The organism is Streptomyces phaeoluteigriseus (assembly GCF_001896135.2).
GTDB lineage: Bacteria > Actinomycetota > Actinomycetes > Streptomycetales > Streptomycetaceae > Streptomyces > Streptomyces phaeoluteigriseus.
On the sequence record NZ_MPOH02000011.1, the window covers coordinates 239,468 to 255,511 of the forward strand.

Below are 16,044 nucleotides of genomic sequence, written 5' to 3' on the forward strand. Positions count from 1 at the left end.
GGCACCGCGTCACCCTGGGTGTAGACCGCGCCCCGCGGCCGGGCTGGTCAGGCTCGTCCCCGCGCCCGCCGCCGGGCTCGCGCTGCCCGTCCCGCACGTCGACCCGTCCGACCCCAACGCCGGTTTCCTGGCCGGTCTGCTGGCCTCCGCGCCCGCCGAGCTGATCACCGCCCTCGCGGCCGCGCCGGCCCCGTCGGTGGAGACCCGGCTGCGGCAGATCCGCGCCTGGCTGGAGAACGGCGAATCCGACGCCGCCCTGATGTCCCTGGCGAAGCTGGAGGGCGAACGGCCCGACGACTGGCGGGTCGTCTGGTACCGCGGCGTGGCCTCACTCGTCACCGGCGACCATGAGGGCGCCGCCCTCGCCTTCGACGCTATCTACGACGCCTTCCCCGGTGAGCCCACGCCGAAGCTGGCCCTCGGCCTGTGCGCGGAGGTGCTCGGGCAGCTGGACAACGCCGCCGAGTACTACCGCCTGGTGTGGTCGACCGACCCGAGCTTCGTGAGCGCCGCGTTCGGCCTGGCGCGCGTCCAGCTCGCGGCGGGCGACCGCCGAAGCGCCGTACGCACGCTGGAGTCGGTGCCGGAGTCGTCCATCCACTACACCGCGGCCCGCGTCGCGGCCGTCCGCGCCCGGCTCCGGCAGCGGACGGCGACCGCCGCCGACGTACCCTTCCAGGAGGACCTCGCCGCGGCCGCGGCGCAGATCCAGGCGCTGGACGCCTACGGGCTGGATCCGACGCGCCGCGAGCAGCTGTCCGCCGAAGTCCTCGGCTGCGCGCTGGACTGGGTACTCTCCGGTGGCCGGGGCAGCACCGGCCCCGGCGCCCCGCGGGGGTTGCTCGGCAGTGACCTGGACGAGCGGGGGCTGCGCTTCGGACTGGAGCGCTCGTACCGCACGCTGGCCCGGCTGGCGACCGGTGCCGAGGAGAGGATCGACCTGGTGGAACGTGCCAATCGTTACCGCCCCCGGACGTGGGTGTAGTTGATGTCCCAGATCCCCAGGCAGGCCGCCCTGCCCACGTGTCCGAGCTGCGCGGAGCCGCTCGATGCGGGTGACCGTTTCTGCGGCGCGTGCGGATACGACCTGTCCGCCGTACCGCCCCGCCCGGACGACACTCCGACGCTCACCATGAACGGCGCTGAGGTGTCGGCCGCGCTCGGTGCGGGGATGCCGGCCGCGCACGGTGCCGACGGTCCGCCGCCACCGCCGCCGCCGGCTCCGGCTCCGGCCGCGGCCGGTCCGCCGCTGTCCGCGGGCCCGCAGCCGCCCGCGGCCCCGCCCGCGGCCCCCGCCGTTCCGCCCTCGGTCCCCGCCGCGTCCGTGTCACCCGACCCCGCTCCCGGGGTCCGGTTCGACCGGCCCGCCGAGCCGGAGGAGTATCCGCTCCAGGCGCCGGACCCGCGGCTGGCCGTCGCCAAGGTGTGTGTCGCCTGCCGGGCGGGCCGCGTCGACGACGACGGGTACTGCGAGAACTGCGGGCACGCCCAGCCGCGCGAACGCGACCACATGGAGCAGGAGTCGGGCCCGATCGCCGCCGTCAGCGACCGGGGCCTGCGCCACCACCGCAACGAGGACTCCTTCAGCGTCGGCCACACCGCGCTGCCCGACGGCGGCCCCGCGCTCGTCGCGATCGTCTGCGACGGCGTCTCCTCCGCGACCCGCCCCGACGACGCCTCGTACGCCGCTGCGCAGACCGCCGGCCGGACCCTGCTGGCCGCCCTGCCGCAGGGCGCCCACCCGCAACAGGCGATGCACGAGGCGATCGTGGCCGCCTCGCACGCGGTCAACGCGCTCGCCGAGGAACCGGCCACGGCCCGCGAGCACACCCCGCACCAGAACGCCCCGGCCTGCACCCTCGTCGGCGCGATCGTCACCGCGGGCCTGCTGGTCGTCGGCTGGGTCGGCGACAGCCGCGTCTACTGGGTCCCGGCGGACCGGAGTTCACCGCCCGCCCGGCTCACCGAGGACGACTCCTGGGCCGCCCAGATGGTCTCGGCGGGCCTGATGAACGAGGCGGAGGCCTACGCCGACGAGCGCGCCCACGCGATCACCGGCTGGCTCGGCGCCGACGCCTACGAACTGGAGCCGCACACCGCCGCGTTCAAGCCGGACCGGCCGGGCGTGGTGATCGTCTGCACGGACGGCCTGTGGAACTACGCCGAAGGGGCGGAGGAGATGGCGGAGACGCTCCCCCTCGACGCCGCCGCCCGCCCGCTGCACGCCGCCCAGGTTCTCGTCGGTCACGCCCTGGACGGCGGGGGCCACGACAACGTAACAGTGGCCCTCCTGCCGTTCCCCGCCCCCGCGCAGGGGGCAGGATCGGCCTGAAGGCCGCGCACGGACAGCGCACCGTCCGGCCGGTACGGCAACGGCCGGTACGGCAAGAACCGGTACGGCAAGAACCGGTGCGGCAAGGACGAGCAAGTGCGAGCAAGTACGGGCCGGTGGCCGGTACCGGCCCGTACACGGGGAAGCAGAGGCGGACCGGAGGGGACCGGTCCGTCCACGTCGTCACTCCACACGCCGTGGGAGTTTTCCGAGGGGGATGGAAGAGGCATGGCCAATTTCTCGAAGTCGAACGTGCCGCAGTTCTCGGTGGACGTCTACCAGAACGAGTACCTGCCGGAGGGCGGCCGCGAGGTCAGCGCGATCGTGACGGTCACCGCCACCGGTGGCGGTACCGTCGGCACCGCGGTCGCGGCACCGCACCTGTACTCGCCGGGCGACGGCCCGTCCGCCGCCGTGGCGATCATGGTCGACTGTTCCGGTTCGATGGACTACCCGCCGACCAAGATGCGCAACGCCCGTGACGCCACGGCCGCCGCCATCGACACACTCCGCGACGGCGTGCACTTCTCGGTCATCGGCGGCACGCACGTGGCCACGGAGGTCTATCCGGGCAACGGGCGTCTCGCGGTCGCCGACTCCGTCACCCGAGGACAGGCCAAGGAGGCGTTGCGCAGGCTGAGCGCGGGCGGCGGCACGGCCATCGGGACCTGGCTGCGGCTGGCCGACCGGCTGCTGTCCACCGCCGACGTCGCCATCCGGCACGGCATCCTGCTCACCGACGGCCGCAACGAACACGAGTCGCCCGAGGACCTCAAGGCCGCCCTGGAGTCCTGCGCGGGCCGGTTCACCTGTGACGCGCGCGGTGTGGGCACGGACTGGGAAGTGAAAGAAGTCACACAGATCGCCTCCGCCCTGCTCGGTACCGCCGACATCGTCGCCGACCCGGCCGGTCTCGCCGCCGACTTCACGCAGATGATGGAGACGGCCATGGGCAAGGAGGTCGCGGACGTCGCCCTGCGGCTGTGGACCCCGGTCGGCACGGCCGTCAAGTTCGTCAAGCAGGTCGCGCCGACGGTCGAGGAACTCACCGGACGCCGCACCGAGTCGGGGCCGCGTTCCGGCGACTACCCCACCGGTTCCTGGGGCGACGAGTCCCGTGACTACCACGTGTGCGTCGAGGTCCCGGCGGCGAACGTCGGCCAGGAGATGCTGGCCGCGCGCGTCTCGCTGATCATTCCGCAGCCCGGGGGCACGGTGCAGAACCTGGGTGCACAGGGCCTCGTACGGGCCGTGTGGACCGACGACATGGCCGCCTCGACGTCGATCAACCCTCAGGTCGCCCACTACACCGGGCAGGCCGAACTGGCACAGGTCATCCAACAGGGGCTCGATCTTCGCAAAGCGGGCGATATGGATGGAGCAACGGCCAAACTGGGCCGGGCCGTTCAGCTGGCGAGCGCGTCCGGCAACGCGGATACTGCGAAACTGCTTGCGAAGGTGGTGGACGTGGTCGACGCCCCGACAGGTACTGTCAGATTGAAGGCGAAGGTCGCGGAGGCCGACGAGATGACCCTCGAGACCAGGTCCACAAAGACTGTTCGTGTAAAGAAGTGACCTAGCAGAACGCCATTGGGACACCGAAGGAAAGGGGGACGCGCCGACATGCCGACCTGCCCGAACGGACACCAGTCGGGTTCCGACGACTGGTGCGAGGTCTGCGGTCACCGCATGGCCGGTGCCGTACCTCCGCCCCCTCCCCCGCCGCCCCCGGCCGGCGGGGGGTACGGCTTCCCGCCACCCCCGCCCGGCGCCGGCGGCCGTCCCGACAACCGACACCTGTCCGCGGTGCCGAACGCCGAACCGGAGCTGTGCCCGCAGTGCCGCACGCCCCGTGAGGGCGGCGCGCCGTTCTGCGAGGAGTGCCGGTGGAACTTCCTGACCAACACGGCGACCTCGTACACCCCGGCCGCCCCGCGCACGCCGGGACCCGGCGGCCCGGGTGGTCCCGGCGGCCCGGGTGGTCCAGGTGGTCCAGGTGGTCCCGGAGGCGGTCCGGACGCGCGGTTCCAGCCGCCGCCCCCGTCCTTCGGCGGCGGCGACTCCTACGAGTACCAGGGCTCCCGTCCGTCCCAGGTGAATCGTCCCGCCGAGCCGATCCCGCCGTTCGGCGACCCGTCCCGGCCTCCGGGTCAGGGGCAAGGTCAGGGTCAGGGGCAAGGTCAGGGCCAGGGGGGCGGCCGCCCCTTCGGGCGTGAGCAGGGCGGTCCCGGCGGGCAGGGCGGTCCCGGCGGGCAGGGCGGCGGTCGGCCGTTCGGTGGTCCCCCCGGTGGTCCCCACGGACCCGGCGGCACGGCAGGTGGCCCCTCGGGCCCCGGTGGCGGATCTCCCGCGGGCTCCTACGGGCGTGACCCGTCCGGCGCCCCCGGCGACCCCTTCGGGCAACGCGGCCCCGGCCCCGCGAACCCGTCCGCCGACCCCTTCGCACGCGAGCCCTCCGGCCCGGGCGGTCAGGGTGGCCCGGGCGGTCGGGGTGGCTACGGCCCCGACCCGTCCCGCCAGGATCCCCGGCCCGGCGTGGGTCATGGCGGTCCCGGTGGTCATGCTGGGCCTGGTGGCCCCGGTGGTCATGCTGGGCCTGGTGGCCCCGGTGGTCATGCTGGGCCTGGTGGCCCTGGTGGCCCTGGTGGCCCTGGTGGTGGTCATGCTGGGCCTGGTGGCCCTGGTGGCCCTGGTGGCCCTGGTGGCCCTGGTGGTCATGCTGGGCCTGGTGGTCATGCTGGGCCTGGTGGTCCCGGTAGTCACCGCGCCCCGCAGGCCTTCCAGCCGTCCGGCCCGCAGGCCCCGTCCGGCTACCCGCAGGAGACCGGCCGGCCGCAGCAGCAGCCCGGCCCGCCCTTCGGCGGCGGTGACGAGGACTGGGTCCTCTCCCCGCCGTCCCACACCGGTGGTCCCGGCGGCCCCGGCGGTCCCGGTGGTCCCGGTGGCAACAACCAGGGCGGCGGTTACGGCTACCCCCAGCCCGGTGGCAACCAGCCCCCGCCCGGCCCGGCGTTCCCGCAGCAGCCGGCGACCTGGACGGCGACGATAGGCCCGGACCGCGAGTACTTCATGGCGATGATGCACCGCTCGGGACCGGAGGCAGCGGGTTTGAACCTGCCCGCGTACTCCCCGGAGCAGCAGCGCACGCTCAGCGGCAACCAGATCACCATCGGCCGCCGCCGGCACTCCACGGGCGAGACCCCCGACATCGACCTGTCGGTGCCGCCGGAGGACCCGGGCGTCTCGCACCAGCACGCGGTGCTGGTCCAACAGCCCGACGGCAGCTGGGCGGTCGTCGACCAGAACTCGACGAACGGCACCACGGTCAACGGCTCCGACGAGCCGATCCAGCCCTTCGTGCCCGTGCCGCTCCAGGACGGCGACCGGGTCCACGTCGGCGCCTGGACGACGATCACGGTCCGGCGGGGCCAGGGCCGGGGCCAGGGCTAGGTACCGACGAGACCGGGTCCCGACGAACCCGGCAGGGGCCAGGCGTACGGTCCCTCCGGGTCGTCCAGCCAGGCCCACGTCTGCTCGCCGCCGACGGTGACGCCGTACCGGCCCCGTCCGGGCCTGCCCTCGCGTTCCCACAGCGCGTACGCCTCCTGCGGGTCGAGGGTGTCGCGGGTGAGGGCCAGCAGGAAGCGGAACAGCTCGTTCTCCCTGGCCCTCGGCGGCACCCCGCCGAGGGCGACCGGCTCGGGCGCGCGCCGGTCCGTACCGCGCAGCGGGACGAAGTAGGCGGGGGTGTGCAGGAAGTTCCCCTCGGCCTGCCCGGCGTCTCCGACCGTCAGCGCGAGCAGTCCGGTGGCGAGCGGGCTCAGGATGCGGGCGCCGGGACGGCACTGGGCGACCCAGGCCCGCGGCACCGACGCCAGCTCGCAGGTCGCGACGATCCGGTCGAAGGGGGCGCGTTCGGGGACCCCGCGGGCGCGTCGCCGGTGACGACGGTCGGACGGTATCCGGCGTCGGCGAGATGCCGCCGGGCGGACTCGGTGATCTCCGGATCGAGGTCCACGGTGACGACCCGCTCGTCCCCGAGCCGGTACGACAGCAGCGCCGCGTTGTAACCCGTGCCCGCGCCGACCTCCAGCACCCGGTCGCCGTCGCGCACCCGCAGCTCGGCCAGCATCTCCGCCATCAGCGAGGGCTGGCTGCTGGAGGAGAGCAGTTCCCCGTCCCGCAGCCGGGTGGCGAGCGGCACATCCTCGTACGCACCGCGCAACCAGCGCTCACGGGCCCGCGGATCAGGACTCCCGCCCCAGCACCGCTCGTACCCGCGCGCGCCGCCGACGTAGTAGTAGGGCACGAAGAGATGACGCGGAACGGTGGCGAAGGCCTCCCGCCACACCGGGTCGGCGGCGAAGGCGCCGCTCGCCTCGATCTCCCGCACCAACGCCGCCCGCCCGGAGACGGCGAGCTGCTCCAACTCCCTGCCGAGCGCATGCGCTGTCATACGTCCACTGTGCGGCGGCCGGGCTCGGGAGGCGACTGCCCGAGGGGCTCGGACCCCGGAGGTCCTAAGCCTGGAGTCCTCGGTCCCCCGGTCTGAGACCATGGGAGCGTGAAAGAGATTCGGCGCGGCACGCTTCAGGAGCAGACCTTCTACGAGCAGGTCGGCGGGGAGGACACCTTCCGCCGGCTGGTCCACCGTTTCTACGCGGGAGTCGCCGGGGACCCGGTCCTGCGGCCCATGTACCCCGAGGAGGACCTGGGCCCGGCCGAGGACCGGCTCAGGCTGTTCCTGATCCAGTACTGGGGTGGCCCCACGACGTACAGCGAGAACCGCGGCCATCCCCGCCTGCGGATGCGGCACGCGCCCTTCACCGTGGACCGGGCCGCGCACGACGCCTGGTTGAAGCACATGCGGGACGCGGTGGACGAGCTGGAACTCTCCGAGGAGCACGAGGAGACGCTGTGGAACTACCTGACGTACGCGGCGGCGTCCATGCTCAACACCCCGGAATGACCCGGCGTACGGCGGCCCGAGGGGGCGTACGGCCGCTCAGCGCACGCTGAGGCCCAGGCCGCCGAGTCCTGCCCGGCGTACGGCGATCGAGCCGTACGGGGTCCGCAGCCGCAGCCACGCCCCCGAGGCGAACAGGCCGACGTCGCGGGGTGCGGTGGCCGGCCGCAGGAAGCCCAGCGACTGGGCCGCGTGCACGGACCGCACGGGCAGGCCGGTTTCCCCGACCGTCCGGGACCAGATGTCCCGCCCGATCCGGTCGAGTTCGGCGCGGGTACGCCCCTCGTCCGGCAGCTCCTCCATGCGGCGGCGGAACTCGGCGACCGCCGCGCCGACCATCGCGCGCAAGGCGTCCGGCGCCGGAAGACCCACCTGCGGCTGCCAGCCGCCGCGTGGCGGCAGTACGCCCGCCCAGGGCGGCCCGGTGACCGCGGCCGGCACGGCGGCCGTGGCCGCCGCCTCGTCGACGCTCTCCAGCAGCTCCCCGGCGGACACGGTCGCGTCCAGCGTGACGTCGAGGCCGTTCTCGTACGGTTTCGCCAGCCGGACCGCCCGGATCGCGAGGACCTCGAAGGACGGCGGCCGTCCGAAGACGGCCAGCGCGGTGCCGGCCGCCTGGAGCCGGACCGCCGCCCCACGGTCGTAGTGAAGCAGCCGGGAGAGGAAGGCGGCGAGATCCGCCGCCTCCCCCTCGTCGGCGAGGTGGAGCACCGTCATGCGGCGACGGCCTCCTTGTCGTCGTCCCGGTACTCCTCGAGGAACTCACGTTCCTCGTCGGTGAGCCGGCGCGGTCGCTGTGCCGCGAAGTCGAACGGCACGATGACCGTCGAGGCGCTGACGTAGACCTGGTCGCCGTCCTTCACCTCGTAGGAGATGGTGAAGGACGCGGCGCGTATCTGCGTGATCCACAGTTCGATGTCGACCGGCGTGTGCCGGTGGACGAGCTGCCGCTTGTAGTCGATCTCGTGGCGCGCCACCACGGACCCCTGCTTGAAGTCCTTCTCCGGGCGGAACAGGAAGTCGATACGGGCCTCCTCCAGGTAACGGAGGAACACCACGTTGTTGACGTGGCCGTACGCGTCCATGTCCGCCCAGCGCAGCGGGCAGCGGTAGATGTGCCGCAAGAAAGATCAGCCCCGGGTCAGCTTCTTGTAGGTGGCGCGGTGCGGACGGGCCGCCTCCGCACCGAGACGCTCGATCTTGTTCTTCTCGTACGACTCGTAGTTGCCCTCGAACCAGAACCACTTGGACTCGCCCTCGTAGGCGAGGATGTGCGTGGCCACCCGGTCCAGGAACCACCGGTCGTGGGAGACGACCACAGCCGCGCCCGGGAACTCGAGCAGCGCGTTCTCGAGGGAGGACAGAGTCTCCACGTCGAGGTCGTTGGTCGGTTCGTCGAGGAGCAGCAGGTTGCCGCCCTGCTTGAGGGTGAGCGCGAGGTTCAGGCGGTTGCGCTCACCGCCGGAGAGGACTCCGGAGGGCTTCTGCTGGTCCGGGCCCTTGAAGCCGAAGGCGGAGACGTACGCCCGCGACGGCATCTCGACCTGTCCGACGTTGATGTAGTCGAGGCCGTCGGAGACGACCTCCCACAGCGACTTCTTCGGGTCGATGTTCTCGCGGCTCTGGTCGACGTACGAGATCTTCACGGTGTCGCCGACCCGGATCGCGCCGGAGTCCGGCTCCTCCAGGCCCTGGATCATCTTGAAGAGGGTGGTCTTGCCGGCGCCGTTGGGGCCGATGACACCGACGATGCCGTTACGCGGCAGCGTGAAGGAGAGGTCGTCGATGAGGACCTTCTCGCCGAAGGCCTTGCTGAGGTTGCTGACCTCGACGACGACACTGCCCAGGCGCGGGCCCGGCGGGATCTGGATCTCCTCGAAGTCCAGCTTCCGCATCTTGTCGGCCTCGGCGGCCATCTCCTCGTAGCGCGCCAGACGCGCCTTGGACTTGGCCTGACGCCCCTTGGCGTTCGACCGCACCCACTCCAGCTCCTCCTTGAGGCGCTTCGCCCGCTTGGCGTCCTTCTGGCCCTCGACCTTGAGGCGGGAGGCCTTGGACTCCAGGTAGGTGGAGTAGTTGCCCTCGTAGCCGATGGCGCGGCCGCGGTCGAGTTCGAGGATCCAGCCGGCCACGTTGTCCAGGAAGTACCTGTCGTGGGTGACGGCGACGACGGTGCCGGCGTACTTCGCGAGGTGCTGCTCCAGCCACTGCACGGACTCGGCGTCCAGGTGGTTGGTGGGCTCGTCGAGCAGCAGCAGGTCGGGGGCCTCGATCAGCAGCTTGCACAGCGCGACGCGGCGCTTCTCGCCACCGGAGAGGTTGGTGACCGGCCAGTCGCCGGGCGGGCAGCCCAGGGCGTCCATGGCCTGCTCCAGCTGGGCGTCCAGGTCCCACGCGTTGGCGTGGTCCAGGTCGTCCTGGAGCTTGCCCATCTCCTCCATGAGCGCGTCCGAGTAGTCGGTCGCCATCAGCTCGGCGACCTCGTTGAAGCGCTTGAGCTTGCCCATGATCTCGGAGGCGCCGTCCTGCACGTTCTCCAGGACCGTCTTGGACTCGTCGAGCGGCGGCTCCTGCAGCAGCATGCCGACGGAGTAGCCGGGCGACAGGAACGCATCGCCGTTGGACGGCTGCTCCAGTCCGGCCATGATCTTGAGAACGGTGGACTTACCGGCACCGTTAGGACCGACCACACCGATCTTCGCGCCGGGCAGGAAGCTCAGCGTCACGTCGTCAAGGATGACCTTGTCGCCGTGAGCCTTACGCGTCTTGCGCATGGTGTAGATGTACTCAGCCAAGAGAAACCGTCCGGCAGCTTGAATTCTGGCAGTGGGCAGATACACCCCATCTTGCCGGACTGCTACCCCTGGGGGGAAACCCGATTGCCGGGGCGCGTCTGACCTGGGGCTTTGATGTGGACGGCTGCGGCTGCCCCGTCACTTCCGGTCGCCGCAGAGTGACCTGGGAGACGCCGGACGGGCGGGGACGGCCGGGCGACCCGGTCACCTTCCGGCTGCCGCCTTCGCCCCGGGGACCGACCCGGCGGTCCGCGGTCACGCCCACGCCGCTGCCGACGCGACGGTCCGCGGTCCCGCCCACCACCGTCGCCCGACGGCAGCGGGCCGCGGTCACGCCCACCGCCGTGGCCCGACGGTGCGACCACCGTGTCCCCCGCGCGCCGCCGGCCCTGCGGACCGGATCAGTCCGTGACCCGGTACCAGGCGGCCCGCTCTCCGGTCGCCTGACCGAGTCGCCCTGCGATCTCCGAAGCGACCGAGTCCGCCCACTCCGCCGATGGGGAGCCCTCGATGTCGACGCACCAGGAATCGGTGAGCTCCCAGGAAACCGTGACCGTGGCCCCGGCGATGCGGAGCACCAGCACATCGCTGTCGTTCACGATCTCGTAGGGCAGCGACCGCGGCGCCAAGTGCCTGGAGAGGGCGCCGGCGGCCGGAACGGGCCAGCCGGCGCCGCTCTGTGTACTGATCGTGTACTCAGGCACAGCCCCATCCTGTCGGCCAGGTACCTTTTCCCGCCAGCCCCGCGGTCGCCGAGCGCCTCTCCCGGTCAGCTGAGGGGCTGGCCGATGCCCAGGAGGTTTCCCTCACTGTCGTGGAACCAGGCTCCGCGTTCGGCTCGGGCGCCCTTGCCCGGGTAGTTCCCGTCGATCTCGGCGATGTTGTCGACGGTCCGGAAGCCGGGTACGTCGACCTCCTCGAAGACCACGCCGCGGCGCTTCAGTTCCGTCACCACGGCCTCGATGTCGTCGACCTCGAAGGCCATCTGCGTGAACGTGCCGGGCGAGGCTCCCATCGACCTGAACAGCACGAACTCCGCGCCGCCCTCGCCTCGGTACAGCAGTCCGCCGGGGCGTTCGTCGACGGGGTGCAGGCCGAGTCGTTCGGCGTAGAAGCGGCGTGCCCGGTCCAGGTCCTGGGCCGGGAGCCTGGTCGCCACCCGTGCCCCGGCCAGGGTGCTCGTGTCGTCTGCGTTCATACGACCACTCTGGCCCCGGCAGCGGGGCAGGGCGAGGAGCGTCACTCGTTTCCGTCGGCACAGGGGTGACGGCCGCCGGTGATGAGCCAGATCCCGTCGGCTCCTGGGTCCCTCACTCGTCCCCGCCCGGCCGCGCCCAGCAGGCCGGGCGTCGCCGTCCCCCGTGGTGCGCCGCGGCGGCTGTCTCAGCCCTGCGCCCTGTTCTCCTTGCGGCCCACGAGCAGCAGGACCGTGCCGCCGATGACGACCAGACCGATCGCGGTACCGGCGATCAGGGGGGTGGCGTCGGAGCCGCCGGTCTCGGCGAGGTCGGTGCCCGAGGAGGCGGTGCCGCCCACCGTGGCAGGGCTGGGTTCGGCGAGCGTCTGGGTGGTCAGGCCGGTCTCGTCGGCTCTGGTCCGGCAGTCGAGGACGCCGGTGAAGCGGCTCTGGGTGCCCTGCGGACCGGTGATCGTGAAGTCGTAGGCCTGATCCTCCTGGAGGGGGATCGTCACCGTGCGGGACGTGCCGGCGGGGATGCTGTGCCGCACGCCCATCAGCTCGAAGGTGAAGGCCTGGTCGCCCTGGTTGGACGCGGTGATGTCGACGCCGTTCTTCGGGCAGTTCTTCGCCGCGGAGAGGGCCGGGATGGCGCCCGCCTCGGCCCAGGTCGCGGACGCCGTCGCGGAGACGGTCGACTCGCTGGAGCCGGCCAGGATCTGTGTCTGGCTGCGGCTCCCGGAGGTGAAGGCGCGGCCGACGGGGACGGTGGTGGAGGCCTGGACGGTCAGCTCGGCGGCCCCGGCGGCGGTGCCGGCGGGTACGTCGAAGAACAGCTCGCTGCCGTCCGCGCGGAGGTGACGGGCTCGCCGTCCTTGCCGACGATCCGTACGCCGGTGGTCGCCGCGTTCAGCGGCGGTGTCACCGTCACGGCGCTCGCGCCGGTCCGGACGGTGACCGGCCCGAGCAGTTCGCCGGGGTGGCCGGAGACGGCGGGGCCGTCGAGGGTCAGCGAGGCCTGGGGTTCCCCCACGGCACGGGCGGCCTTGTGGAGGTAGTCCGCGAGCCGTTCGGCCTGCGGGTCGACGGCGTCGACCTCCGCGCCGTCCGAGTAGCGCCAGATCGCCACCTGCGTGCCGGCCGCCGCGTCCTGCTGAGTGAGGCCGCCCCCGGCGATACCGGCCTTCTTCGCCAGCGCGGCCAGGTTGTTGACCTGGGGATAGGAGTTCTGAAGGATCCAGCGGATCCGGCCCGCGTCCTTGTTGACGCCCAGCGAGGTACCGCTCCAGGGCGTCTCCTGGTACTTGGCGTCCTTCTGCGTGGGGTTGTGGAGGTCGACGCAGTAGGTGTGCAGGGTGCCGCCGCCGTCGACGGACATCTCGAACAGGCCGGCCGAGACCTCCTGGTCCCCGCTCTCGTCGTGGAGCACGGCGGCACCGTACGTCTTGAGGCCGCCTATCGTCGCCGTCGCTCCGCCCTGCGTCTGCGCCGCGGTGTCGGCGACGGCCGTGCCCGCGGAGACGAGGACACCGGCGACGACGAGTCCGGACACCAGCGCCCCCGCCGCGAGGCGGACCACGCCCCGTCCGCGCGCGAACGGCGCGGAGAACGAAGAAATCACGTAATTCCCCTTCCAGCAGGACCCGTTGTCGTGGGGGGATGGGTCCCACCAGCAGAATCAGAAGCCCCGTGAGCCACGTTCGGCATCCTAGAGAGGCGGGCGCACCGGCCTTCCCGGTCAGGTCGCCCGATGGCTGATCCGACTCGGAATCGTTATCCCCAAGATCGCCTGCGAGCAGGGCTTATCGACAAATCCACCAGCCACTTCAGGGTGTACCCGTCGATAAGCCGTCGATCGGTCAGACCGGAACGCTCCCTGACATCACGTCACAGCGGCCGGCTCGCGCCGCCGCGCCGATTCCGGCTCCCCGGGATGCCCCGCCGGGGTCTCCCAGTCGGGCTCCGGCTGCGTCGGCACGCCGACCGCCGCGGCCGTATCGGGCCTGGCCGCGCGGCGGAAGGCCGAGGTGCCGCGGGCGAGGTCATGGCCGATCGCCACCGCGTCGATGTCGGCCGATGTCCAGTTCTGTCCCTCGCGCGCTTCCGCGCGCACCTTCAGCCGGCCCTGCACGATCACGGCTTCGCCCACGTTCAGCGACGCCACCACGTTGGTCGCCAGCTGCCGGTTGGCCCACACCGTGAAGAAGTTGGTGTGACCGTCGGTCCAGGTGCTCTTCTCCCGGTCCCAGTAGCGCGCGGTCACCGCCAGCCGGAACCTCGCCGACGGCCCCGCCGACAACTCCCGGTACACCGGCTGCGTCGCCACGTTGCCCACCGCACAGACCATCGTCTCGTTCATCGAGAACCCCTTCCTCACCCGGACGCTCACGCCCGGCGGATACGCGTACGGGCCCGCCCCGCACGGCTGCGTCTGCCGGGGCGGTCGCGGCCGTGAGGCATCCGCCCCGAGCCGCTCACCGCCACCGTCGCCACGACCGCGTCCGCCGCGATCGCCGCAGAACCAGACTGCCTCCGCCGGGCCGAGCCCGCCGCGCCCTGTGGATCACCGCCCGCCTGTGGAAAACCCCGTCACCCGGACGAGGGAGACCGGTCCGGTCTCGCACCGACCCGGATCACCGCCCGGCACGCGTCCACAGGTGCCGCTCTCACCTCGCCAGCGCCTCCACGCCCATCACCCGCCCGTACTGCTCCCGTACCTCCCGGTACCGCAGCAACTCGGCGGCCACGGGATCCAGGACCCTCGCTCTGCCGCACCCGGCGGCCGCCTCCCGCAGGCGCCGTTCCGCGTCCTGGCCGTATCTGCGCGCGGGGCCGCGGGCGGCCAGCCGGCTGCTCCACTCCACCAGCGGGCCGCCGATGATGCCGACCACCATCAGCAGCACCGGCACGCCCAGGTTCGGCGACATGACTCCGGCGATCTGGCCGGCCAGCCACAGCCCGCCGAGGACCTGGAGAACCGTCATGGACGCCTGTGCCAGCACGGCCACCGGCCACCATCCCGGTCGCGGCGGGCGCCCCTCCGGCGCCCCGGCCCGCGCGGTCAGCTCGTCCAGCGCCTCGGCCAACCCTTGCGCACCGCGTACGGCCGCCTCACGCACCGCCTGCGCCCACGGCGCGGGCAGGCCCGCCGAGGCCCGCTCGGACACCGTGCGCACCGCCTGCTCCACGCGCTGGCGGGCCGTGGCCTCCTCGTCGGCCTGCGAGCGGACGGGCACCCGGCCGGTGGAGGGTTCCCGGCGGTCCTCGTACCACCTCCACAGCCGCAGCCACGGCGTCCCGCACGCGCGGTTGGCGTTGCGCAGCCAGGCGCGTTCGGCGGCCTCGCCCGCGGCGGTGGCGCCCACCGCGTCCGCGAGCCGGGCGGCGAACTCGTCCCGCGCCTCCTCGCTCAGTCCGGTGCGCCGCTCCGTCGCGTAGACGGACCGCAGCCGCCATCCGGCGGCGTCCACATCGGCCGTGATGCGCCGCGCGGCGGCGCCGCGCTCCGCGACGAACTGGCCGAGCAGCTCCCGCAGTTCCCCGACACCGTCGCCGGTGAGCGCGGACAGCGCGAGGACGGTCGCGCCCGGTTCGCCGTACTCACCGAGGGCGACGCCGTCCTCGTCCAGCAGTCGCCGCAGGTCGTCGAGGACCATCTCGGCGGCCTCGCCCGGCAGTCGGTCGACCTGGTTGAGCACGACGAACATGACCTCCGCGTGGCCCGCCATGGGCCGCAGATAGCGCTCGTGGAGCATGGCGTCGGCGTACTTCTCGGGGTCGACGACCCAGATGACGGCGTCCACGAGGGCCAGCACACGGTCGACCTGCTCGCGGTGCTGCACGGCGGCCGAGTCGTGGTCGGGCAGGTCGACCAGGACGAGCCCGCGCAATTGGGCCTCCGCGTCCGCGCTCTGCACCGGGCGGCGGCGCAGCCGGCCCGGGATGCCGAGCCGGTCGATCAGACCCGCGGCGCCGTCGCTCCAACTGCACGCGATCGGCGCGGCGGTGGTCGGCCGTCGTACGCCCGTCTCCGAGATGGTCACCCCGGCGAGGGCGTTGAACAACTGGGACTTGCCGCTGCCGGTGGCCCCCGCGATCGCGACGACGGTGTGCTGCCCGGAGAGCCTGCGCCGGGCCGCCGCCTCGTCGAGAACGCGCCCCGCCTCGGAGAGCGTCCTGCTGTCGAGCCGGGTACGTGAGAGCCCGACCAGCTCGCGCAGCGCGTCGAGTCGGGAGCGCAGGGCACCCTCGTAGGCGAGCGGAGCCGCCGTCTGGGAACCGCCGGACCGGACCTCCAGGGCCGCGGCGGCCTGCTCGGCGGCGGTGGCCTCGTTCACGCGACGCGCGATGAGACCGTCGCCCCAGGGTTCACCGGAACCGGGCTCCTCGTGCACGGACTGACCGTCACCGTCCCTCCCGCGCCCGTCACGACCACGCGCGAAAGCTGTTGCCTCCGGCGGACGGGCGGGGCGGTCGGGGGCGGGCAGGCATGCAGAACGGTCGGTGCTGGGCATGCGCGCAGGGCGGTCTCCGTCAGGCACAGGTGCAGGGCGCTTCTTGTCCCGCACCTGCGCGGGAGGGTCGCTCTCTCGCACACGCGCGTGCGGCTCGGCGGCGGCCTTCGACCGGCCACGCGGAGACTCGTCGCCCTCCGGCGGACGGGCAGGCCGATCCGTCTCCGGCACGCGCGTAGGTGTGTCGCCCTCTCGCTCGCGCGCGTGCGGCTCGGCCGTGGCCTTCGACCGACCACGCGCGGACTCGTCGGTCGCGCGCG

The 16,044-nt window shown here is 72.8% G+C and carries 13 protein-coding genes and 2 pseudogenes; 5 read left to right on the forward strand and 10 right to left on the reverse strand.

Going from position 1 to position 16,044, the window contains the following annotated elements; genetic code table 11:
- The 4 genes from BM536_RS12215 to BM536_RS12230 all read left to right on the forward strand — a co-directional run.
- A partial coding sequence (locus BM536_RS12215) for a tetratricopeptide repeat protein (protein ID WP_143650929.1) occupies positions 1-985 on the forward strand: 985 nt, incomplete at its 5' end.
- A complete protein-coding gene (locus BM536_RS12220) occupies positions 986-2,332 on the forward strand; it encodes a PP2C family protein-serine/threonine phosphatase (protein WP_425444624.1) in 1,347 nt (448 codons plus the stop codon).
- 228 nt (positions 2,333-2,560) lie between these two features.
- Positions 2,561-3,907 (forward strand): vWA domain-containing protein, encoded by a 1,347-nt coding sequence (locus BM536_RS12225; RefSeq protein ID WP_073500117.1) that lies wholly within the window; start codon positions 2,561-2,563, stop codon positions 3,905-3,907.
- 48 nt (positions 3,908-3,955) lie between these two features.
- Positions 3,956-5,782: an FHA domain-containing protein gene (locus BM536_RS12230; RefSeq protein WP_094102921.1), complete on the forward strand. Its 1,827-nt coding sequence runs from the start codon at positions 3,956-3,958 to the stop codon at positions 5,780-5,782.
- Here BM536_RS12230 and BM536_RS44805 read toward each other — a convergent pair.
- On the reverse strand, positions 5,779-6,201 hold the full coding sequence (locus BM536_RS44805; protein WP_425444645.1) for a hypothetical protein: 423 nt from the start codon (positions 6,199-6,201) through the stop codon (positions 5,779-5,781). The genes BM536_RS12230 and BM536_RS44805 overlap by 4 nt on opposite strands.
- Positions 6,202-6,890, reverse strand: a pseudogene (locus BM536_RS44810) (methyltransferase domain-containing protein); the annotation flags it as partial.
- A 6-nt stretch (positions 6,891-6,896) separates the two neighbouring features.
- Between BM536_RS44810 and BM536_RS12240 the strand changes: the two are divergent.
- Complete coding sequence (locus tag BM536_RS12240) at positions 6,897-7,301, forward strand: globin (RefSeq protein WP_073498680.1); 405 nt, start codon at positions 6,897-6,899, stop codon at positions 7,299-7,301.
- 36 nt (positions 7,302-7,337) lie between these two features.
- Here the strand turns inward: BM536_RS12240 and BM536_RS12245 are convergent, their stop codons facing one another.
- The 8 genes and pseudogenes from BM536_RS12245 to BM536_RS12280 form a co-directional block, all read right to left on the reverse strand.
- On the reverse strand, positions 7,338-8,015 hold the full coding sequence (locus BM536_RS12245) for a DUF8185 domain-containing protein (RefSeq protein WP_094102922.1): 678 nt from the start codon (positions 8,013-8,015) through the stop codon (positions 7,338-7,340).
- Positions 8,012-8,422 carry an acyl-CoA thioesterase gene (locus BM536_RS12250; protein ID WP_073498682.1) on the reverse strand — a complete coding sequence of 137 codons (411 nt, stop codon included), beginning with the start codon at positions 8,420-8,422 and terminating at the stop codon, positions 8,012-8,014. Before BM536_RS12250 ends, BM536_RS12245 begins: the two co-directional genes overlap by 4 nt.
- Positions 8,423-8,428: 6 nt before the next feature.
- Entirely contained in the window at positions 8,429-10,093 is a 1,665-nt protein-coding gene (ettA, locus tag BM536_RS12255) for an energy-dependent translational throttle protein EttA (RefSeq protein WP_073498684.1), read from the reverse strand.
- Positions 10,094-10,494: 401 nt separating this feature from the next.
- Positions 10,495-10,797 (reverse strand): hypothetical protein, encoded by a 303-nt coding sequence (locus BM536_RS12260; RefSeq protein ID WP_073498686.1) that lies wholly within the window; start codon positions 10,795-10,797, stop codon positions 10,495-10,497.
- Positions 10,798-10,862: 65 nt separating this feature from the next.
- Positions 10,863-11,291 (reverse strand): VOC family protein, encoded by a 429-nt coding sequence (locus tag BM536_RS12265; RefSeq protein ID WP_073498688.1) that lies wholly within the window; start codon positions 11,289-11,291, stop codon positions 10,863-10,865.
- Between the two features lie 185 nt (positions 11,292-11,476).
- Positions 11,477-12,891: pseudogene (locus tag BM536_RS12270) on the reverse strand (Cys-Gln thioester bond-forming surface protein).
- A gap of 261 nt (positions 12,892-13,152) precedes the next feature.
- A complete protein-coding gene (locus BM536_RS12275) occupies positions 13,153-13,629 on the reverse strand; it encodes a single-stranded DNA-binding protein (RefSeq protein WP_073498692.1) in 477 nt (158 codons plus the stop codon).
- A gap of 307 nt (positions 13,630-13,936) precedes the next feature.
- Positions 13,937-15,664 carry a YfjP family GTPase gene (locus BM536_RS12280; protein WP_425444625.1) on the reverse strand — a complete coding sequence of 576 codons (1,728 nt, stop codon included), beginning with the start codon at positions 15,662-15,664 and terminating at the stop codon, positions 13,937-13,939.
- Between the last annotated feature and the right edge of the window lie 380 nt (positions 15,665-16,044).